This is a genomic window from Pseudarthrobacter sp. BIM B-2242, from assembly GCF_014764445.1.
Taxonomy (GTDB): Bacteria; Actinomycetota; Actinomycetes; order Actinomycetales; family Micrococcaceae; genus Arthrobacter; species Arthrobacter luteus_A.
Map to the genome: position 1 here is coordinate 315,480 of NZ_CP061721.1, position 19,809 is coordinate 335,288.

Below are 19,809 nucleotides of genomic sequence, written 5' to 3' on the forward strand. Positions count from 1 at the left end.
TCATCCGGTCACGTCAGGCACACACATCTCCTCTGACCGGTGTACCGAAAGGGGTTCCTTGCAAAACTCCGAATTGCGCCTCGGGTCCTTTGCCGCGATCGTCCCACGGCTCCGTGCAGCCGGGTGTGTCTTTGCGGAGGAGGAAGCCCGGCTTCTCATGGCGGACGGTGCGTCTCCGGCCGACGTGGCGGCGTCTGTGGAGCGGCGCGTTGCCGGCTATCCGTTGGAGCACATCCTGGGGTGGGCGGAGTTTTGCGGCCTGCGGATTGAGCTTGACGCCGGCGTCTTTGTTCCGCGTCTCCGTACCGAACTGCTGGTCAACGAAGCTGCTGCGCTGCTGTCGACTGAATTCTCGGGGGAGAACCGCGCTGGTGCAGGGCCTCCCGTCGTTGTGGACCTTTGCTGCGGGTCCGGGGCAGCGGGCGTAGCCATCGCGTCCCAAATTCCAGGGCTTGAACTCCATGCTGCGGACATTGACCCGGCTGCCGTGGTGTGCGCGCAACGGAACGTTGCCAAGGTGGGTGGGGCTGTTTACAAAGGGGACCTCTACCAGGCTCTTCCGCCCGCACTCAAGGGGAAGGTTTCGATCATCACTGCGAACGCTCCCTATGTCCCGACGGCCGAGATTGCCACCATGCCCCGCGAAGCTCGTGACTATGAGCCGATGATGTCGCTCGACGGCGGCGCGGACGGCCTGGACCTCCATCGCCGAGTGGCCGCCAGAGCGGTGGAATGGCTGCACGCAGACGGCTTTCTCCTCATTGAAACGAGCGTTCGGCAGGCGGGAAGTACTGCCTCGATCATGACCGCTGCGGGATTGGCCGTTAGGACTGTCCGATCGGACGACCTCGACGGCACCGTTGTTATCGGCAGGGCCGACTAGCCATCGCCCGGCCTTCGGGTTTATTCGGAGCCTTCGCTTGGCGTATCTACACCACGGCCCGTGCGCCACGCCTAGTCCGGGCCCCACGCCTAGTCCGTGCCCCACGCCTAGTCCGTGCCCCACGCCCGGACCGTTGCTCCGTGCCCGGACCGTTGCTCCGTGCCGTGGCCACGCTTGGGGGCAAACCTTCTCCGGCGCTCTGCACACACGTCCTGCTTATTCGCGTTGGGGTGGTGGGGGTGGTTTGAAGTAGTGGTTTTGTTGGGGTTTTTGGGTGGGGTCGATGTGGCGTGGGGGTGTGAACCAGGGGGTGTCGTTGGTGGTGTGGATGGTCCATTGTTCTTTGTGGATGAGGTGGTGGTGGTGTGAGCAGAGGAGGACGCCGTTGGTGGTGCTGGTGGGGCCGTTGTGTGACCAGTAGGTGATGTGGTGGGCTTCGCACCAGGGTGCGGGGATGGTGCAGTTGGGGAAGGTGCAGCCTTGGTCGCGGGCGGTGAGGGCGAGGCGTTGGGCGGGGGTGAAGAGGCGGGTTTTGCGGCCGAGGTCCAGGATTTCGCCGTGGGTGCCCAGGAGGGTGGGGATGATGTCGGCGTGGCAGGCGAGTTTGCGGATGGTGGCGGCCGCGGCGGGTCCGGTGAAGATGAAACTGCCTGTGCCTGTGCCTGTACCTGCACCTGTATTTGCGACTGTGTCCGTGTCGGCGCTGGCCGGACCGGTGTCGGTGCCGGTTTCCGGGGCTGGGAGGTGGGGGAGGAGGTCCTGGTAGTTGATGGTGGCGATGATTTGGGGGCGGTTCCCGCCGGCGGTGGGGAGTTTGTTGGTGGTGAGGGCTGCTTTGAAGGCGGTGATGATGCCGTCGAGTTGTTTTTGGGGCCGGGTGCGCCGGTCCAGGTCCACGTTATTGTCCTGCCACACGCCGGTGTTCTGCCGCGCGCCCTGCCCGGTCCCGTCGCTGTTGTCCGTGCCGGCGCTGCCGGTGTTGCTGTCCGTGTCTGGGCTGGTGGTGGGGTGGGTGCGGGGGTTGGTGGCGGCGTTCATGATGGTGGCGAAGTGTTCGTATTGGTCGGTGGTGGCGAAGATTTCGAGGTGGTGCAGGCCGTGGCGGGGTTTGCGGATGAACGCGCCTTGGGTGTGGCGGAGGGCTTCTTCGGTGGGTTCGGTGCCGTCGGCGTCGAGGGTGTCGGCCCAGCGGCGGGCGAGGCGGGCGAGGAAGTCGGGGTCGGTGGTCGCGGCGGCGCGGGTCAGGTCGTGTTCGATCCGGTCCAGGGTTTCGGCGGTGGTGTGGTGTGTGAGGCGGTCCAGGGTGGCGCTGATGATTGTCCCGGCCTGGGAGGACATCACGGGCCCGGCTGCTGCCGGGAGCTCAAGGGGGTTCAGGGTTTCGGTGCCGGGGTCTGTCGTGTCGCTGGTGGGGGTGAGGGCTGCGGCGAGGTGTTCGCGGGCCGGTGGGAGGGTGTCGCCGGTGAGGGTGGTTTCGGGGAGGATGGCGTGGGCGAGGTGGAGGCGGCGTTTGGCTTCGCTGCCACCGATCCGCAGCCGTAGACGGAGGAATTCGGCGGTGTTTTTGCAGCCGTCGTCTGCCGGTGACCCGGACGCAGGAGCAGGAGTGCCTGCGCCGGCGGGCCAGGCTGCGTCGGTTTCGGTGACGGTTTCGATGCCGGTGCTGTCCCAGCCGGTGGTCCAGGACCTGACCGCCCGGGTGGCAGCGGCGTCGGCGATGGCTTGGGTGCGGGTGCGGTCCACGGCCCCGGCGGAGAGGATCTGGAGGTACTCCACGGTCCGGGAGAGTTCTTCGGTGAGGCCGGCGTAATCGGCGGCCTCCAGATAGGAGGCCATGGCCAGGTGGGCCGGGGCCGCGGCGGCAGCGGCGCGGACGACGCCGATCGCCGCCGCCAGACTCGCAGGCGCAGCCACGGCAGAAACGCTGCCGTTCCCCGCGAGTTGCTCCGTCAAAGCCTCCATGGGAATACTCTGCCGTGAGGCACTGACATTATTGCCAGCGTCGGGCATTCCGCCTCGGGAACACTCGTCAGTTGCGGAGGCAGCGCGCAATTGCACAGCGGAACGGCTGCCGTTCCCCGTGAGCTGCTCCGTCAAAGCCTCCATGGGAATACTCTGCCGTGAGGCACTGACATTTAGGCCGGCGTCGGGCACTCCTTCTGGAAGGGGGACCGGCAATGGCAGAAGCCCGGCGGACCAGCACGGGCGAATCGCCGCGGTGCACTGTAGGCCGCTACTTCAAGCCTTCAAATAGCGACGTGTTCTAAGGGCGCCTGACGGCAGCGCCCGGATCAATCGTAGAACTGGCTTCCGGCCGGGTCGCCAGGGTGGTCACCGAGCGCAAGGCGCCCCGACCAGCGGTCACCTCGGGCATCGTATTTTTCGCACTTCGTGCAGTGTTTCCGGAGGGGTGCCATCAGGGTTGGACTCCGCGAGTCAGTGATGCCCAAGTTATATTGCAAGCAGGCTATCGAGCATAATGTGCTCTCTTCCAGAGCCTCGTGCAGGACGCCGGGCGGGTCCGCTCCGAGGAAATTACACTCTAGCGAAGCTCATTCCCGGACCCCGGACCCCGGAGGTCAGAGTCATGGGGAACTGAAGTGTTGGTGATCCGCCCTAATTCAAGCCCCTCAGGACGCCCGGAGTTACGCGGGAATGGTCGCAATCATCGAGGGTGTTTCATTGAGTGTGTAAGGGTCCGGTCTCTAACTAGGGTGTGACCTGCGGTTTCGCCCCTGAAAGGACGGGCCCTCTTGGCCGAAATCAGTATGACCACCAACCCCCTTGAAGGCGTTTTGAGCGCCGATCAGATCGATGCCCTCGTCACGGCTGCGGAGGACCTCGGGGAGGGCCGCAACGGAGTTGAGGAACTGCTCTCCCGGATGACCCGTGCGGTCCTGGAACGGGCCCTGGAAACCGAGATGAGCGACCACCTCGGCTACGAGTCCGGGGACCCCGCAGGGCAGGGCACGGGCAACTCCCGCAACGGCAAGACCACCAAGAGCGTTCAGACCCTCCAGGGGCCGGTGCAGGTCACCGTGCCGCGGGACCGGAACAGTTCCTTCGAGCCGGTGATCGTGCCCAAGCGGGCCCGCCGGCTGGGCAAGGTCGAGGACATGATCCTGTCCCTCTACGCCCGCGGGATGAGCACCCGGGACATCGGCTCCCATCTCGATGAGATCTACGGGACCAAGGTCTCCGCGGCGACGATTTCGAGGGTGACCGACGTGATCGCCGATGAGGTCGCCCAGTGGCAGAACCGGCCGCTGGAATCGGTCTACCCGATCGTCTACATCGACGCGATCTGGCTGAAAATCCGGGACGGCGGCGTGGTGGTGAACAAGGCCTGCCACGTGGCCGTGGGCGTGGACGTGGAGGGCCGCAAGCAGGTCCTGGGCCTGTGGCTGGGCACCAGCGAAGGGGCGAAGTTCTGGGCCAACGTGCTCACCGAAATCCGCAACCGCGGAGCGACCGACATCCTGATCCTGTGCTGCGACGGGCTCACCGGGCTGCCGGCAGCGGTGAACAGCATCTACCCCCAGACCGTCGTGCAAACCTGCGTGGTGCACCTGCTGCGCTCGGCCATGAAATACGCCTCCTACGGCGCACGCAAAGCCATGGCCCGGGACATGCGCCCGATCTACACCGCACCGACCGTGCAGGCGGCCGAGCTGGCCATGGAGGCCTTCGCGGAGACCTGGCAGAGCACAGCTCCCGGGGCGGTATTGGCGTGGCGGAACGCGTGGGAGGACTTCACGCCGTTCCTGGCGTTCACCCCGGAGATCCGCAAAGTCATCTACACCACCAACCAGATTGAATCGATCAACTACCAACTGCGAAAAATCACCAAAACCAGGGGCTCATTTCCCTCCGACGAGGCCGCAATCAAGCTGGTCTACCTGGGGATCCGGAACATCGAGACCACCCGCGGCGGCGAGCTCGGAACCGGCACCCAAGGCTGGCACCAGGCCCTGAACGCTTTCGCCGTTCAATTCCCCAACCGACTTCCGATCTGACCACCCGGCAGACCGGATAACCGACCGGTCCCTTACACAGAAAACTTGACACCCCCCAATCATCGACGACATCAGCTCCGACATCTTGATGTTTGTCACCACGATGTTGAGGACAAAGACACCGATCAGCACCCAGATGGGCACGAGCCCCCGTCCGCGGGCCACCTGCGACACGATCACCGAGCGGCCGATGACATACACGCCGCTGCTGAGGAAGCTCCAGGCCCAATGGAACGGCCGGACAACACCGGCGCGTTTGAGCCGCTCGGAGTCGAAGTAGGCAAGCAGCACGGAAACTGCGTATACCAGGAAGCCCGAAACGACCAGCATGAAGTACGCGGGAGTGAAGATCGACAACGGGTCCAAGGTGGGGGTCTGCTGCCGCCCGACGGTAATAAACCGGAGTTCCGGATTCCAGAGAAGCAAGAGGATCGACGACAGCAGCGGGAGGAGAGTAATGGCCCAGATCAGCGGATTGTAGACCGGAGCATCACGGCTGATGTGGGGCCGTTCTGCCGCTGGCGCATATAGGTTCGCTGCATATGGCCCCGCCGTATTAGGTCCGGCGTACATGCCTTGCTGAAGCGTGCTGAATTGGTCGGTCCATCCGGAGCCGTCCCACCAGCGCAGCCGGCCGGTCCCGGCGGGGTCGGGGTACCAGCCCGGAGGCGGGGTGGGGCTGTTGCCTGCAGTGCTCATCTGTATTCCCCCCATTAGCCACGGGCTAAGTAACCTGCGGTTGATTGCCATCGCCTAGGACGCCGCTGGCCGCCGCGTCCCCCAAGGATCGCGACGGCCAGCAAGGTCAATCAGTTTTAGCACAGTTCCCGCACGGCTACGTGTCACGCGGCAACCGGGCCGTCACGTCCTCGCAGGGAAGGAGTGGCTATTCCCGCCTGGGGTCGACGTTCGTGGCCGCTCCGGCGGGCGTTGCGCCGCCCTCGTCGGACCAGTCCTGGCCCTGGGAGTCGTTCAGCGCGGGGTCGGATTCAACATCCGAGGTCCCAAGGTTCACCGTTTCCGGGTGGGTGCTGTGGGCGGGAATGTGGTCCCCGGCGGAACCAGCGGTTCCGGCAGCCGCTGCGGAGGCGCCGACGTCGGACGTTTTTGCCTTGCCATTACCGGTTGCGGTGTCGTGGTGCATGGCTGAGCCGATCACGGTGCTTGCCCGGCGGGCTGCCTCACCCAACTGGTCAGCCACGTCCGGAGCTTTTTCCTTGATGGCGTCCGTTGCGGCATGGACCTTGTCCTGGACAGGCTTGCTGTCCCAGACGGTGACCGCCCTTGCCTTGAGTTTGTCATATGCTGCCCGGCCGGACCGCGAGCCCAGGACATAGCCTGCCGCGATCCCGATACCCAAAAGAAGTTTAGATTTCATGATGAACTCCTGCTCGTTGAGAAGGGTGCCAGTCCCCGGTTTATTGGCCGGAGAAAGAAAACCGGCCCGGGGATGGGGGTCCCAGGGCCGGTTTCACGCCGGTAAAGAAATTAGCCGCGGACGCTGCGCTTCGTGACCATGCCGTAGATCAGCAGCACGATGATCGAGCCGGCAATCGCGAGCAGCCACGTCTGCAGCGAGAAGAACTCCTGCAGCGGAGCGTTGAAAAGCAGTCCGCCGAGCCAGCCGCCGAGGAATGCTCCAACAACGCCGAGGATAAGGGTGATGATCCATCCGCCACCCTGCTTGCCCGGAAGGATCGCCTTAGCAATCGCGCCGGCAATAAGGCCAAGAATCAAAAAAGCAAAGAAGCCCATTTTTGTCGTCCTTCTTCCTACATAAAGGAGGTACCCGGATCCCGGGACGCTTCATCCTTCTGCCTCAATAGTAATCATGCTTAGTTTCGTTTAGCCAGTCTGATACCCCGTAAAACGAGTGTTTGGGGCCCGTTAATGACCGGTTGTGTCTGAATCGTTACCCGCTCCGGGACCCTCGTCCAGAATGGCAAGTTCCGCGAGATCCTGCCGATCCAGAGCGAAATCAAAGATGTCCAGATTCTCGCGCATCCGCTCCGGATCGCCTGATTTCGGAATAACTACAAGTCCCTGCTCAATATGCCACCGCAACACCAGTTGAGCAGGCGTTTTGTCGTACTTTTCGCCAAGCTGGACAAGGATCGGAGCCTTCAGCAAACTGGCTCCGGACCCGCCGAGCGGGCTATATGACTCCGTCACGATTCCATGCCGGGCATGAAATTCGCGTTCAGCCACCCGGGTGATCGCCGGACTCAGTTGAATCTGGTTTACGGCTGGCACAACGTCAGTCTCAGCCAGCAACCGTTCCAGGTGGGCAGGCTTGAAATTGGAGACACCGATGGACCGTACTTTGCCCTCCGCCTGCAATCGCTCGAACGTTTTCCAGGTCGAAATAAATTCGTCGCGTTGGGGGAGCGGCCAGTGGATCAGCAGGAGATCCACGTAGTCCAGCCGCATACGCTTCAGCGACCCTTCCAGGCCCGCTACGGCGCGGTCCTGACCCTGGAACTGCCCGTCCAGTTTGGTGGTGACAAACAGCTCGGCCCGGTCCACCCCGCTGGCCCGCATGCCATTGCCAACACCCTCCTCGTTCCCGTATTTCACGGCGGTATCGATGTGCCGGTACCCGGCTTCAACAGCGCTGACGACGGCGGCAGCCACCTGATCGTCATCCAGCGGCCAGGTGCCAAGTCCCAGCTGCGGGATGCTGTGGCCGTCATTGAGCTTAACGAGCGGTGAAAGTGTCATTTCACCAGTCTGCCCCTCATAACGCCGCCGCGTCTTCCGATTCCCCCGGTTCCCAGCGAAGCAAGTCTCCGGGCTGACAGGCCAGGACCTCGCACAGTGCCTCCAATGTTGTGAAGCGCACCGCCTTGGCCCGGCCGTTTTTAAGGACTGCCAGGTTGGCCGGCGTGATGCCGATCCGGTCAGCAAGCTCACCCACGGGCATCTTTCGCCGGGCGAGCATAACGTCGATGTCCACCACGATGGGCATCAGATCGCCTCGCCGAGCTCGGCGCGCAGATGGTTCGCTTCGGCGTCGCGCGCCACTGCCTGGGCGAGAAGCGTCCTGAGCACCAGGACAATAAGCGCCACCCCCGCAATCAGGAGGGACGCCCCGCAGATCAGCAGCACGATACCGGGGGCCGCGTCGCCGGGTGCCAGCATCACGGCCAGCGCGAACACGAGCACTGACGCGGCGGCGACTGCGCCGAAAATGATGTCAACGTAGCGGAAAGCCGCGTGGGAGAACACGGTCCCGCGCCGCACCATGGTCAGGAGGCGCCAGACGCACACCAGGGTGACTTGGACGGTGGCGATGCCCAGGAGCACAATCACCAGTGCAAGAATTCGGGTGCCTGCGTCAGTGCCGGCTTCTTCCAGGTCAACGGAGATCAGTGGCACCATCCTGACCTGGACAAACAGCGAGCCGGCGAGTGCCAGCGCCAGGACGGCGCGCAGGGCGAGGGTGAGCAGCTTTCCCATTTGGGTCTCCTTGATATCGAATAACAATGAAAGCCTATCGATATTCGACAAGTGAGGCAATCTCGGACGAACTCTCGGCGGCCCAACCGACGGGACAGCGGAAGCCGTGGTGCCTGCCGCTCTGGAGGAGGACAATTCAAGGACTAACGGTCCGTCGGAATGGTCAAGGAATCAGGTCGCATCGTGGGCGAATCCAGTGCTAACGAGAACACAGTCGAGCGGCTCATTGCGTGCATCAACGAGCGCCATATCGAGGTCATGGATGAGCTGTTCCATGACGATGCGGTGATGCACTGGCCGCAGTCCGGGGAAGTGGTGCGCGGGGCCGAAAACCGGAGGGGTATCTATAACGCCTTCCCCCAACTGCCCACCATCACGCCACGCCGGCTGCTTAGCGCCGGGAACCTCGTGGTGGCCGAGGCCCTGCTGGACTACAACGGGCCGCGGTACGAAACGGTGTTCATCTTCGAATTCCGGGACGGCAAGATCGCCAAGGAAACGGCTTACTGGAGCGAAGCCTTCGAGGCACCGGCCTGGCGGGCGCAGTGGGTTGAAAGGACCTGACCCGGACGTCGCCTTGGAGACTATCCCTCCTTGATCTTCAGCGACGTGATCATGCGCCTGGCGTCCAGGTATTCGGGGGTCAGCATGTAGGCGCGCGCAGCCTCCATCGAAGGAAAGGTCTTGGCACCACTGCGGGTTCCGTTCTCGGCGGGGGCGCCTGCATTGACCTGGAAGGCATCCGCAAACGAGTAGAGAGGCGCCTCGGCGGGCCTGCTGACCACGTTGTAGAACATGCAGGACTTACCGTCCTTGCCGGCCGCACTGCTTGTGATGCCATAGGACGCGGTGACGTGGCCGGCTTCCTGCAGTGCCCGGAAGGCAAACCGGGGCGTTATGACCTCAGCCGCTGACGGGTTGTAAGGCAAAGCGAGTTCTCCCGAGTCCAGGACCATGTAGGGGACCGGTCCCTGGCACATGCCGCCGATGCCGCCCGACGGGCCATAGTGCAAGGACGCGACTGCGGCGCCGTCTGCGTTCGAAACGTCGACGTCCACGCTCGATGTGGGGTCGGGACCGGGACTGAAGCGCCCACAGACGGCGTTACACCCGGTACCGCTGTTGATGCCTGCGTTGGGGCCGCGGTTGGCGCCACCACGGAGGGGCTGGAGCCGGCGGGAGCGGGGGGCCGTGGTGACGGAACCCAGATTCGTGGCGACCAGCAAGCCGGCGGTGACCGCGACTGCTGCAAGGGTCAGGATGCCGCCAAGTCTGGCACTTCGGCGCCGTTGCCTGTCCACGAAGGAAGAGGAAACTTCACGCGGCAGGCTGTCGCTGAACATCTGCGGTTCGGTGAGCATCCGCCGCAGGGCTGCTTCTCCGTCCTGGGCGGACGAATCGTTGGGCATGGGGTCTGCAGCCGAGATCATATTCTTGATCGGATCCATTTCAGGCACCCATTTTCTGTGTCATCGTTTCAGCACTGCTCGACATTTGCTTCCGGAAAGCGGCCCGGGCACGGTGCAGCCGGACCTTTGCTGCACCCTCACTGCAGTCCAGCGCCCCGGCCTTGCCGATCAGATTTCTGGCCACTGTCAGGATCCACGCAATATCTGTCCGGGTTTCCTTGTCCCACTTCTGCCACACCACGCGGAAGACATCCGCGGCGAGCTCCTCCGCCAATTCTGCTGATTCCACCCGCCGCCGCACAAAGCTGTAAACCCGCGGATAACTGTCCTTGTGAATGGCGACAATCGCCAGTTCGCGCTCCGAAAGCACGCATCCCCCAAATATCATGTGTCCGAGCTGCTGGGCCGCGCCTCAGTCAGCCGCCCGGCGTGCCCACCTGATCAGCCGGTCGCTCAGGGCCATGAACTCGCGGTCCACTACCTGCAGCTCCGGATGGCTGTCGTACCAGTTGACGATCTCCCGGGTTCCGTCCGCGAACGGAATGGTGGCCGCATAGCCGGGCACCAGGGCCTTGATCTTGGAGTTGTCAAACACCACTGAATGGGCGCGGTCGCCAAGGAGGCCGGGCCCAAGGTGGGGGCTGTATCCGGCGCCCTGTGCGGCAATGGTTTCCGAGGCCACGTGGACCAGTTCGGGCTCCGTAACCCCGGCTGCCCTGGCAAACAAACGGTAAATCCGGTCCCAGGGCAGATACTCGTCCGAAGTGATGGTGTAGCTCTCGCCCACTGCCTGCGGCCGGCCCAGCAGCCCCACAAACGCCTTGGCGAAGTCCCGGGCGTGCGTCAACGTCCACAGTGATGTGCCGTCGCCGTGCACCATGACCGGCTGCCCGGTGCGCATCCGGTGGATGTCTGTCCAGCCGCCCAACAGGCCCACCCTGGTGCGGTCGTACGTATGGGACGGGCGCACCACGGTCGCTGGAAAATCATCCGACCGGTAGGCCTCGAACAACACGTCCTCGCAGGCGATCTTGTCCCGCGAATACTGCCAGAACGGGTTCTTCAGCGGCGTGGATTCGAGGATCGGCAGTTTTGCGGGCGGCTTCTGATACGCCGACGCCGTGCTGATGAACACGTACTGTTCGGTTGTGCCGCGGAAGAGGGCGATGTTTTCCCGCGCCTGCTCCGGAGTGAAGGTGAGAAAGTCCGCGACGGCGTCGAACGTCCGTCCCGTAAGTACGCCCCGCACCGCCTCGGCGTCGCGGATGTCCGCGTGCAGGACCTCAGCGCCGTCCAGCACCGGTTTGCCGGACTGCCCGCGGTTCAGGATGGTCACGCGGTGGCCGAGGACGACGGCGCGTTCAGCCGCCGCTGCGCTGATCACCCCGGTGCCGCCAAGGAAGAGGAGACTTCGTGGTGCCACAGTGTCGGCTTCAAACCCTAATACGCTCACCACGCGTAGTCCTCCGGTGCCGGACGGTGCCCGGGGAAAATGTCGTCGAGGCGGGCGAGGGCGGCGGCGTCGAGGCTGACATCCAGGGCCCGGATGGCGGCCTCGAGCTGCTCCTGCGTCCGCGGTCCGACAATCGGTGCAGTGACTGCAGGCTGGTGCAGCAGCCACGCCAGTGCGGTGTCGCCGGGTTCGTGACCCAGTTCGTCCGCAAAGTCCTCGAACTGCTGGATCTGCTCCCGGTGTTTCTGAAGCGTCTCCACTGCCCTGCCCTGCCTGCGCCGGACTCCCTCGCGTTCCTTCTTCAGCACGCCGCCCAGAAGCCCGCCCTGCAGCGGGGACCAGGGTATGAGGCCCAGGCCGTACTGCTGTGCGGCGGGGATAACCTCGAGTTCCACTTCGCGCCGGAACAGGTTGTAGATGGACTGCTCGCTGACCAATCCGTTGTAATTCCGGCGTCGCGCGGCTTCCTGCGCCTGCACGATGTGCCAGCCTGCGAAGTTGCTGCTCCCCGAATACAGGATCTTGCCCTGCTGCACCGCAACGTCAATGGCCTGCCAGATCTCGTCCCACGGAGTATCCCTGTCAACGTGGTGGAACTGGTAGACGTCGATGTAGTCCGTCTGCAGGCGTTTCAGGCTGGCGTCGAGGGCGCGGCGGATGTTCAGCGCGGACAGCTTCGACTCGTTGGGCCGGTTCGTCATGGTGCCGTACAACTTGGTGGCCAGCACGGTCCGTTCCCGGCGCTCGCCGCCCTGCGCGAACCAGCGGCCGATGATCTCCTCGGTCCACCCGCGGTGTCCGCTCCCGCCGTAGACGTTGGCGGTGTCGAAGAAGTTGATGCCGGCGTCCAGCGCGGAGTCCATGATGGCGTGCGCGTCCGCCTCGTTGGTGTGCGGGCCGAAGTTCATGGTGCCCAGGCACAGCCGGGATACCTTGAGGCCGGAGCGGCCAAGATGGGTGTACTGCACGGGGCTCCTCGGGCTGGGGGCGGGCCTGCCTGGTTTCAGGCGGGCCCGCCGCGAACGGGTCTAGAGCTGCGAGAAAGCGGCGACGGCGGGATCGGATCCGATGCGCGCACCCCGCTCGAGGGCGGTGATCGAGGCGAGTTCGTCGTCGGAAAGTCCCAACGATGTCGCTGCGAAGTTCTCGCGCATGCGTGCAGAGTCAGCAGACTTGGGGATGACGATGGTTCCGGCGGCCAGATGCCAGGCAAGGACAACCTGCGCGGTGGTGGCGTGGTGGGCCTGAGCGACGGCGGTGACGGCGTTTCCGTTCAGGTCGCCTCCCTGGCCCAGCGGGCTGTACGCCTCCACAGCGATGCCAAGCGCGCGGCTTTTCGCGGCCAGTTCGGCCTGCTGGTAGCTGGGGTGCAGCTCGATCTGGTTCACCGCGGGAACCACATCGGATGCTTCGAGCAGCGTGTCCAGATGCTCGGACAGGAAGTTGGAGACGCCGATCGCGCGGAGTTGCTCGCCGGCGTACAGGTGCTCCATCTCCTTCCAGGCTTGGACAAAGAGCCCCTGCGAGGGGACCGGCCAGTGGATGAGGTACAGGTCAAGGAAATCAAGCTTCAGGGCCGTGAGGCTGTCCTGGAATGCATCCCGGGCCCGGCCCTGGTCGCCGTTGCGGAGCTTGGTGGTGATAAAGAGTTCCTCGCGGGGGAGCCCGGATGCTGCGATGGCTGCTCCCACGCCTGCCTCGTTCCGGTACGCGGCCGCGGTATCGATGTGGCGGTAGCCGGCCTCCAGCGCGTCCTCGACAATCCGCTGCGTATCTTCCGGCGGGACCTGGAAAACACCAAAGCCGAGCTGGGGGATGGAGACGCCGTTGTTCAGCGAGATGTCAGTCATAGGGACTCCTTTGTTACTGCAACGGGTAGTTCCCGGTGCGATCTGCGGCGGCGGAAACCGTTTTCTGGCAAGCTGCTTGTATGAGCCTATGCATTTTCCGCGCGCGTCAGCAACGTTGCGGCCAGTGAACAGACACGGATGGCCGCGCCTTTGCGGCGCGGCCATCCGTGAAAACCGTCATTGTCGGGGCTAGGAGCCTGAGCTTTCGTGCCGGAAACCCAGCTTGACCCGCACCTGCCAGTCCGCGATCTTGCCGTCTTCGAGATGGCCGCGGATTTCCTTCACTTCGAACCAGTCAAGGTTGCGCAGGGTCTTACTGGCTTCGGCGATGCCGTTGCGGACTGCGGCGTCGACGCCCTCTTCAGACGTGCCGACAATTTCAGTAATGCTGTACGTGTGATTGGACAACTTCGCTCCTCGTGATCGCCGTCGATTCCCGGTTGCGGGCCGTCCTTGAACACTAGTGGCGAATTCCGGGCGTGGCCAGAGCCGGCGGAGCTACGGCGTTCCGAGCACCAGGGTTTTGAGGTCGTCCAGGGTCTGCTGCATATGGAAATCCATGGCTTCCCTGGCCTTGGCCGGATTGCGCGACTCCAGGGCCTCGGCAATGTTCTGATGGTGGCCGATCGCGTGCTCCTGGATGGTGGGCACGGCAGATGTTTCCGCGCGGCGCTTTTCCAGGACGCGGTGCAGCGGCTCGAAGAGGACGGCCACAAAAACATTCTCCGAAGCCCGCAGGATCAGGTCGTGGAAGGCGAGATCGGCCTCGACAAACGCTGCCAGGTCATTGACTTCATGGGCTGTACGCATCGCGCCCACATAGCCGAACAGGGCCTGGATGTCGGCGTCGCTGATCCGGGTGGCGGCGAGTTCACACGCACCCGTCTCCAGCATGCGGCGGAGCTCGATCAGTTGCACTGAGGCCGAGGCTTCGTTCTGTCCCTCCGAGGCGGCGCGCAGCACGGCTTCGAGCGAGGCCCAGCGGTTCAGTGGATTCACAAAAGTGCCGCGGCCGCGTTCCACACTCAGGATCCGCTGCGCCTCCAGGGTTTTCATGGCCTCGCGCACGGTCATCCGGCTGACCTCGTGCTTGGCACTCAGCTCAAGCTCGCCGGGCACGCTGGAACCCGGCGGAAAGTCCCCGGCGATGATGCGGTCCAGCAGTTCATCGGCAACAACGCCGACCAGTGATTTCCGAGCCATATTTCCCCCTGCGCCCTCGCTAAATATGTCTGACAAGTCTACTTGCGCGTTCGTATGTCCTGTGCCACACTATTTGAAATGTTAGATGTCAGACATCTTACAGATACCTCAACACTTATAGATTTCTCACAACGGAGTGCACAGTGACGCTTGAAGCAGACCTCCTGGCCGCTTTCCCTGCCGAAGTCCGGATTCCCGCCCGTCTTGTGGCCGACGCCGTCGCCGCCTCCAGCGCGGAGGCTCCCCGCATGCTGGTAGTGCTCGACGACGACCCCACCGGCACGCAGTCCGTGGCAGATCTGCCCGTGCTCACCCGCTGGGAAGTCGAGGACTTCGCGTGGGCCTTCGGCCAGTCCAAGCCGGCCGTCTACGTGCTGACCAACACCCGAAGCCTGGACCCCGCCGAAGCTGCCGCCCGCAACGAGGAAGTGGTCCGCAACGCGCTCGCCGCCGCCGGATCCGTCGACAGCACAACTTCCGGCCTCCGCCTCGGCTTCGTCAGCCGCAGCGACTCCACCCTCCGCGGCCACTACCCGCTCGAACCTGATGTCATCGCCGCCACCGTGGCCGAGGTCAGCGGTGAAGCGACCGACGGTGTTGTGATGGTTCCGGCATTCCCCGACGCCGGCCGGGTGACCATCGGCGGGGTGCACTACACCCGCGGAACCGGTGACGACGCAGGCAAGCTCACGCCTGCCGCGGAGACCGAATTCGCCAAGGATGCCAGCTTTGGCTACGCCAACTCCGAGCTGGCCAAGTACGTCGAAGAGAAGTCCAAAGGCCGCTTCGCCGCCGAGTCCGTGATCGTCCTGGACCTGAACATCATCCGCGCCTCCACTGATCCGCAGATCACCGCCAAGGCCATCGCCGACGCCATCGAACCGGCCACGGACTCCACACCGATCGTGGCCGACATCGTCACCGAAAACGACCTCCGCGCCCTCTCACTGGGCCTCGAAGAAGCCGAGCGCCGCGGCAAGAAGCTCCTCTACCGCGTAGGCCCGCCGTTCGGACGCGCCCGGATCGGCCAGGAGATCCGGGCCGAACTCAGCGGCGCCGAGGCCTACGCCGGCAACACACCCTCCGAGGCAGGCGGCCTCATTGTGGTCGGCTCGCACGTTGGTGTCACCACCCGCCAGCTCAAGGCCCTGACCGAGCAGCACAGCGCGGCTCGGATTGTGGAGATCGACGTCGAGAAACTGCTTGCTGCCGAAACCGAAACAGCCGCAGACGCTTACCTGAACCAGACGGTGAACAGCGTTGTGGAGGCCCTCCGCGGCGGAGACGTCATCGTCCACACCAGCCGCCTGCTCATCAGGACAGACGACGCCGCCGAAAGCCTGCGGATCGCGCGCACGGTGTCCGCCGCCGTCGTCGCCGTCGTGAACCGGACCCTGAAGACCTTCCCGCCGCGGTTCGTCATCGCCAAGGGCGGCATCACGTCCTCGGACGTTGCCGCCCACGGCCTGGAAATCCGCCACGCCATTGTCCGCGGTCCCATGCTGCCGGGCATCGTCTCGCTCTGGGAGCCGGTGGACGGCCCCGCCAAAGGCATCCCGTACATCGTCTTCGCCGGCAACGTGGGCGACGACCAGTCGCTCGCCGACGTCACCCGCAAGCTCAGCAACACTTTCTAGCCAGAATTCGAAGGAGAACCTCATGACCAGCAACTACACCGTCACCGTCCTGGGCCTTGGCGCTATGGGCCTGCCCATGGCCACCCGCCTCGCGTCCCAGCTGACCGTCCACGGCTTCGATATCGCCGAACCGCGCCTGAAGCTCGCCGAAGAAGCCGGCATCGCCACCTTCGCCACGGCCCGCGAAGCGGCCAAGGGCGCCGACGCCCTCCTGCTCGCCGTCCGCAACGGCGAACAGCTCAATGACGTCCTCTTCGGCGAGAACGGCGTGGCCTCCGTGCTTGAGCCGGGCGCCGTTGTGATCCTCGGCAGCACCGTGGGCACCGAAGCCATCCCCGCCACAGTGGCCAAGCTTGCCGAATTCGGCGTGGAACTCGTGGACGCTCCGCTGTCCGGGGGCCCCAAGCGCGCCGGCGAAGGTGACCTGCTGATCGTCGTCGGAGCCAGCCCCGAGGCCCGCGAAAAGGCAAACCCGGCGCTGGAGCTCCTGGCCTCCACCCTGACAGTGGTGGGCGACAAGCCCGGCGACGGCCAGGCCCTCAAGACCGTCAACCAGCTCCTCTGCGGTGTCCACATCGCCGCCGCAGCCGAGGCCATGGCCCTCGCCGACGCCCTCGGCCTGGACCAGGCCAAGACCCTCGCTGCCCTCGAAGCCGGTGCCGCAGGTTCGTTTATGCTTTCCAACCGCGGCCCGCGCATCCTCGAGGCCTACACCGAGGAAGGCGCAGAGGTCCTGTCCCGCCTGGACATCTTCGTCAAGGATATGGGCATCGTGGGCAAGGCCACCCGCGCCGCCGGTCTTGCCGCTCCCGTCGCCGCCGCGGCCGAGCAGCTTTACCTGCTGGGCCAGGCCCAGGGCCTCGCCGCCGCTGACGACTCCGCCGTCATCAAGGTTGTCGCCCCCATCAAGCGCACCGCGTGAGCCCCGCCGCCTAAGTACCCCGCCTCAGGCACCCCCAGGAACGTACGACGACGGCGTTCCCCCGTTCCGCCGTCGTCGTACCTCCCGCAATTCCCGCAGTCCCAAAGCACTGTTCCCAAGCAGAAATATTTAGCGCCCGTCAGCCCGTCTTCTGGAAGACTGGCTTGTCAAAGGAGACACCCGCAATGAACCCCCTGATGAACTCGCTGATGGTGCGGGCCGCCGACGCCCCAGCCATCAAACCCGCAGTGGAGCTGGGTACTCCGCTGCTGCTCACCATCGCGGCCCTCGGCATCGCCGTCCTGCTGGTGATGATCATCCGCTTCAAGATCCAGGCCTTTGTGGCGCTTCTGACGGTGAGCATTGCCGTGGCCGTGGCGTCCCAGATCCCGCTGAAGGACGTCTTCACCGTCGTCGCCACCGGTGTGGGCGGAACCATGGGCAAAGTGGCGCTGCTGATTGCGCTCGGCGCTGTCCTGGGCCGGATGATCGAAGTTTCCGGCGGCGTCCAGTCGCTGGCAGCCCACTTCACGGAAAAGCTCGGCGCCAAGCGCGTCGCCGTGGCCCTCACCGCCGTCGGCTTCCTGGTGGCCATCCCCGTGTTCTTCGAGGTGGGCATCATTGTGCTCGTCCCGATCGTCTACGCCTTCGCGAAGATCGCCAACGTGCACCCGGTCAAGTTCGGCCTGCCCATGGCCGGCATCATGCTCTCCATCCACGTCGCCGTTCCGCCCCATCCGGGCATCGTGGCCGGCGCGGGTGTGTTCGGCGCCGACATCGGCCTCATCACCCTGATCTCCCTGCTGATCTGTGTCCCGCTCGGTTTCCTCTCCTACTGGGTTGCCAGCATCATGAACCGCAAGGAATACGAACTCCTCCCCGGCGTCAAGGCCCAGGTGGACGAATACGGTTCCGATTCCCTGGTCAAAGTTGGCCACGTGGGCCCCGGCGCCGCAGGCATCGCCCCGCCGCGTCCGGCCCTGATCATCTTCCTGATCGCGGCTCCCATCGTGCAGATCCTCATCGGTACCCTTGGCACGCTCACCATCCCCAAGGACAACTCCTGGTACGGCCTGGCTGCGTTCATCGGCAACCCGTTCTTCGCGCTCCTGGTGGCCGTGGCACTGTCCTTCTTCCTGCTGGCCGTCCGCCGCAACTGGTCGCTCAAGGAAACCGGCGAGATCTTCGAAGGCGCGCTGCCTCCCATCGCCTCCATCCTGATGGTGGTGGCCGCCGGTGGTGTGTTCGGTGAGGTCCTGCGCACCTCCGGAATCGGTGCCGCCCTCTCCCAGACCTTGGACCACCTGGGACTGCCCGTCATTGTGCTCGGCTTTGTCATCTCACTGGCACTGCGCGCAGCCCAGGGTTCGGCCACCGTCGCCATCGTCACCACCACCGGACTGCTGACCTCCGCCGTGATGGAAGGCGGCTACTCGCCTGCGCAGATCGCCGTCATCGTCATCGCCATCGGCTTCGGCTCACTGGGCCTGTCCCACGTGACCGACGCCGGCTTCTGGACCGTGGTGCGCTACTACGGCCTCACCGTCTCGGACGGACTCAAGACCTGGACCGTCCTCACCACCGTGCTGGGCGTGGCGGGCTTCCTCCTGACCTACGTCGCCTGGATCCTGGTGGGAGGCCTGAGCGTCTGATGCGCACCCGACTCGACCACCTGGTCACCACAGCCCTGCAGCAGGGCTCGGCTGTTCCCGCCTTCACCTGCTACGACTTCACCACCGCCCTGGCGGTCGTGGGCGCCGCCGAGGAGGCCGGCCGCGGTGTCATCCTGCTGGTTGCCCCCAAAACGGCCGCCACCTCCAACGGCCTGCGGCTGATTGCAGCGTTCCGCGGGCTGGCAGATGCCGCGTCCGTTCCGGTGGCCGTCCAGCTGGACCACGCCTCGGACCTGAAAGTGATGGTCGACGCCGTCGCCGCGGGGGCGGATTCGGTCCTCGCCGACGGTTCCTCCTTGCCGTTTGAGGACAACATCGCGCTGGTCCGCCAGGCGCGCGCGCTGCTGGGTGCCGACGTCGTGCTTGAAGCGGAACTCGGCGGGCTGGCCGGCGACGAGGACCGGGCCTTCGGCGCGGACTCCGCCGGCGTGGCCGTTGCAGGCCTGACTGATTCCGCCCAGGTGGAGGAATTCGTGGCCCGGACCGGCGCCGAACTGCTGGCTGTCGCCGTGGGCAACGTGCACGGCAAATACAAGGGCGAGCCGCAGCTGCGCTGGGACGTGCTCCAGGACATCGCCGTACGGACGCACATCCCGCTGGTGCTTCACGGCGCGTCCGGCATTCCGGCGGACGAGCTGGTGAAGGCCGCCGCCATGAACGTGGGCAAGGTGAACTTCAATACCGAGCTCCGCACCGGCGTCCTGTCCACGCTCCAGGAGCAGTTGCCAGCGCACCGGACCGATGGGGAAAATCTCCAGGGATTGCTGGGCCACTGGAACACGTCAGCCAGGGAATTCGCCGGCGCGGCGCTGGGGATGCTGACGCGCTGAGTGCCGGCTCCTCCCACGGAGCCAGCGCAGCGGAGGGAGGCTAGGATCAGCACATGATCCTGGCCTCCCTCCTTTTTGCCTTCCTCGCCGCGGCGCTGCACGTCTACATCTTCACCATGGAGTCCTTCACCTGGACCCGGCCAGCCACCTGGAAACGGTTCGGCCTTGCGTCCCAGGCCGACGCCGAGACCACCAAGCCCCTCGCCTACAACCAGGGCTTCTACAACCTGTTCCTGGCTATCGGCGCGTTTATCGGGGCCGGCCTCGTGGCGGCAGGGGCCAGCGGATCCGCGCAGCAGGTGGTGGGCTGGACACTCGTCTTCAGCTGCTGCGGCTCCATGCTGCTGGCAGCCGTGGTGCTCGCGCTGAGCGGGCGGAAGTACCTCCGCCCTGCGGTCCTGCAAGGTACGACGCCGTTGCTCGCCGTCGTACTGGGCGTACTGGCGGTGACGGCGGGCTGAGCAGGTCCGCGAA

At 64.8% G+C, this 19,809-nt stretch carries 21 protein-coding genes and 1 pseudogene; 8 read left to right on the top strand and 14 right to left on the bottom strand.

The window, feature by feature from the left end:
• Positions 1 to 58 precede the first annotated feature (58 nt).
• Positions 59 to 883, top strand: a complete 825-nt coding sequence (locus IDT60_RS01505; RefSeq protein ID WP_223883843.1) for a putative protein N(5)-glutamine methyltransferase — start codon at positions 59 to 61, stop codon at positions 881 to 883.
• A 216-nt stretch (positions 884 to 1,099) separates the two neighbouring features.
• Here the strand turns inward: IDT60_RS01505 and IDT60_RS01510 are convergent, their stop codons facing one another.
• Complete coding sequence (locus IDT60_RS01510) at positions 1,100 to 2,845, bottom strand: HNH endonuclease signature motif containing protein (RefSeq protein ID WP_191079760.1); 1,746 nt, start codon at positions 2,843 to 2,845, stop codon at positions 1,100 to 1,102.
• Between the two features lie 806 nt (positions 2,846 to 3,651).
• Between IDT60_RS01510 and IDT60_RS01515 the strand changes: the two genes are divergently transcribed.
• Positions 3,652 to 4,899 (top strand): IS256 family transposase, encoded by a 1,248-nt coding sequence (locus IDT60_RS01515; protein WP_191081774.1) that lies wholly within the window; start codon positions 3,652 to 3,654, stop codon positions 4,897 to 4,899.
• Between the two features lie 618 nt (positions 4,900 to 5,517).
• Here the strand turns inward: IDT60_RS01515 and IDT60_RS23490 are convergent.
• From IDT60_RS23490 to IDT60_RS01545, 6 genes and pseudogenes are all read right to left on the bottom strand, one after another.
• Positions 5,518 to 5,649, bottom strand: a pseudogene (locus IDT60_RS23490) (hypothetical protein); the annotation flags it as partial.
• Positions 5,650 to 5,785: 136 nt separating this feature from the next.
• Positions 5,786 to 6,277, bottom strand: coding sequence for a YtxH domain-containing protein (locus tag IDT60_RS01525; protein ID WP_191080621.1), 492 nt, complete (start codon positions 6,275 to 6,277; stop codon positions 5,786 to 5,788).
• A 110-nt stretch (positions 6,278 to 6,387) separates the two neighbouring features.
• Positions 6,388 to 6,654, bottom strand: a complete 267-nt coding sequence (locus tag IDT60_RS01530; RefSeq protein WP_164202889.1) for a GlsB/YeaQ/YmgE family stress response membrane protein — start codon at positions 6,652 to 6,654, stop codon at positions 6,388 to 6,390.
• A gap of 132 nt (positions 6,655 to 6,786) precedes the next feature.
• Entirely contained in the window at positions 6,787 to 7,620 is an 834-nt protein-coding gene (locus IDT60_RS01535) for an aldo/keto reductase (RefSeq protein WP_191080622.1), read from the bottom strand.
• A gap of 16 nt (positions 7,621 to 7,636) precedes the next feature.
• Entirely contained in the window at positions 7,637 to 7,867 is a 231-nt protein-coding gene (locus IDT60_RS01540) for a helix-turn-helix transcriptional regulator (protein ID WP_164202884.1), read from the bottom strand.
• Positions 7,867 to 8,358 carry a DUF2975 domain-containing protein gene (locus tag IDT60_RS01545; protein WP_191080623.1) on the bottom strand — a complete coding sequence of 164 codons (492 nt, stop codon included), beginning with the start codon at positions 8,356 to 8,358 and terminating at the stop codon, positions 7,867 to 7,869. Before IDT60_RS01545 ends, IDT60_RS01540 begins: the two co-directional genes overlap by 1 nt.
• 183 nt (positions 8,359 to 8,541) lie before the next feature.
• Between IDT60_RS01545 and IDT60_RS01550 the strand changes: the two genes are divergently transcribed.
• Entirely contained in the window at positions 8,542 to 8,922 is a 381-nt protein-coding gene (locus IDT60_RS01550; RefSeq protein ID WP_370590712.1) for a nuclear transport factor 2 family protein, read from the top strand.
• A gap of 20 nt (positions 8,923 to 8,942) precedes the next feature.
• On the opposite strand, the gene IDT60_RS01555 is transcribed toward IDT60_RS01550, so the two are convergent.
• The 7 genes from IDT60_RS01555 to IDT60_RS01585 form a co-directional block, all read right to left on the bottom strand.
• The gene (locus IDT60_RS01555) at positions 8,943 to 9,815 is read right to left on the bottom strand and encodes a hypothetical protein (protein ID WP_191080624.1); all 873 of its coding nucleotides are present in this window, start codon (positions 9,813 to 9,815) and stop codon (positions 8,943 to 8,945) included.
• Positions 9,808 to 10,137 carry an RNA polymerase sigma factor gene (locus tag IDT60_RS01560; RefSeq protein ID WP_191080625.1) on the bottom strand — a complete coding sequence of 110 codons (330 nt, stop codon included), beginning with the start codon at positions 10,135 to 10,137 and terminating at the stop codon, positions 9,808 to 9,810. Before IDT60_RS01560 ends, IDT60_RS01555 begins: the two co-directional genes overlap by 8 nt.
• Before the next feature lie 42 nt (positions 10,138 to 10,179).
• Positions 10,180 to 11,220: an NAD-dependent epimerase/dehydratase family protein gene (locus IDT60_RS01565; protein WP_191080626.1), complete on the bottom strand. Its 1,041-nt coding sequence runs from the start codon at positions 11,218 to 11,220 to the stop codon at positions 10,180 to 10,182.
• A complete protein-coding gene (locus tag IDT60_RS01570; RefSeq protein ID WP_191080627.1) occupies positions 11,217 to 12,188 on the bottom strand; it encodes an aldo/keto reductase in 972 nt (323 codons plus the stop codon). The genes IDT60_RS01565 and IDT60_RS01570 overlap by 4 nt, the downstream gene beginning before the upstream one ends.
• A 60-nt stretch (positions 12,189 to 12,248) precedes the next feature.
• Positions 12,249 to 13,070, bottom strand: coding sequence for an aldo/keto reductase (locus tag IDT60_RS01575; RefSeq protein WP_164202875.1), 822 nt, complete (start codon positions 13,068 to 13,070; stop codon positions 12,249 to 12,251).
• A gap of 189 nt (positions 13,071 to 13,259) precedes the next feature.
• A complete protein-coding gene (locus IDT60_RS01580; RefSeq protein ID WP_164202873.1) occupies positions 13,260 to 13,478 on the bottom strand; it encodes a dodecin in 219 nt (72 codons plus the stop codon).
• Positions 13,479 to 13,568: 90 nt separating this feature from the next.
• Positions 13,569 to 14,273, bottom strand: a complete 705-nt coding sequence (locus IDT60_RS01585; protein ID WP_191080628.1) for a FadR/GntR family transcriptional regulator — start codon at positions 14,271 to 14,273, stop codon at positions 13,569 to 13,571.
• A 143-nt stretch (positions 14,274 to 14,416) separates the two neighbouring features.
• Between IDT60_RS01585 and IDT60_RS01590 the strand changes: the two genes are divergently transcribed.
• From IDT60_RS01590 to IDT60_RS01610, 5 genes are all read left to right on the top strand, one after another.
• Entirely contained in the window at positions 14,417 to 15,910 is a 1,494-nt protein-coding gene (locus tag IDT60_RS01590) for a four-carbon acid sugar kinase family protein (RefSeq protein ID WP_191080629.1), read from the top strand.
• 22 nt (positions 15,911 to 15,932) lie between these two features.
• The gene (locus IDT60_RS01595; RefSeq protein ID WP_191080630.1) at positions 15,933 to 16,832 is read left to right on the top strand and encodes an NAD(P)-dependent oxidoreductase; all 900 of its coding nucleotides are present in this window, start codon (positions 15,933 to 15,935) and stop codon (positions 16,830 to 16,832) included.
• A 185-nt stretch (positions 16,833 to 17,017) separates the two neighbouring features.
• Positions 17,018 to 18,484 (top strand): GntP family transporter, encoded by a 1,467-nt coding sequence (locus IDT60_RS01600; protein ID WP_191080631.1) that lies wholly within the window; start codon positions 17,018 to 17,020, stop codon positions 18,482 to 18,484.
• Positions 18,484 to 19,335: a class II fructose-bisphosphate aldolase gene (locus IDT60_RS01605; protein ID WP_191080632.1), complete on the top strand. Its 852-nt coding sequence runs from the start codon at positions 18,484 to 18,486 to the stop codon at positions 19,333 to 19,335. Before IDT60_RS01600 ends, IDT60_RS01605 begins: the two co-directional genes overlap by 1 nt.
• Positions 19,336 to 19,388: 53 nt before the next feature.
• Positions 19,389 to 19,796, top strand: a complete 408-nt coding sequence (locus IDT60_RS01610) for a DUF1304 domain-containing protein (protein WP_191080633.1) — start codon at positions 19,389 to 19,391, stop codon at positions 19,794 to 19,796.
• Positions 19,797 to 19,809: the final 13 nt, after the last annotated feature.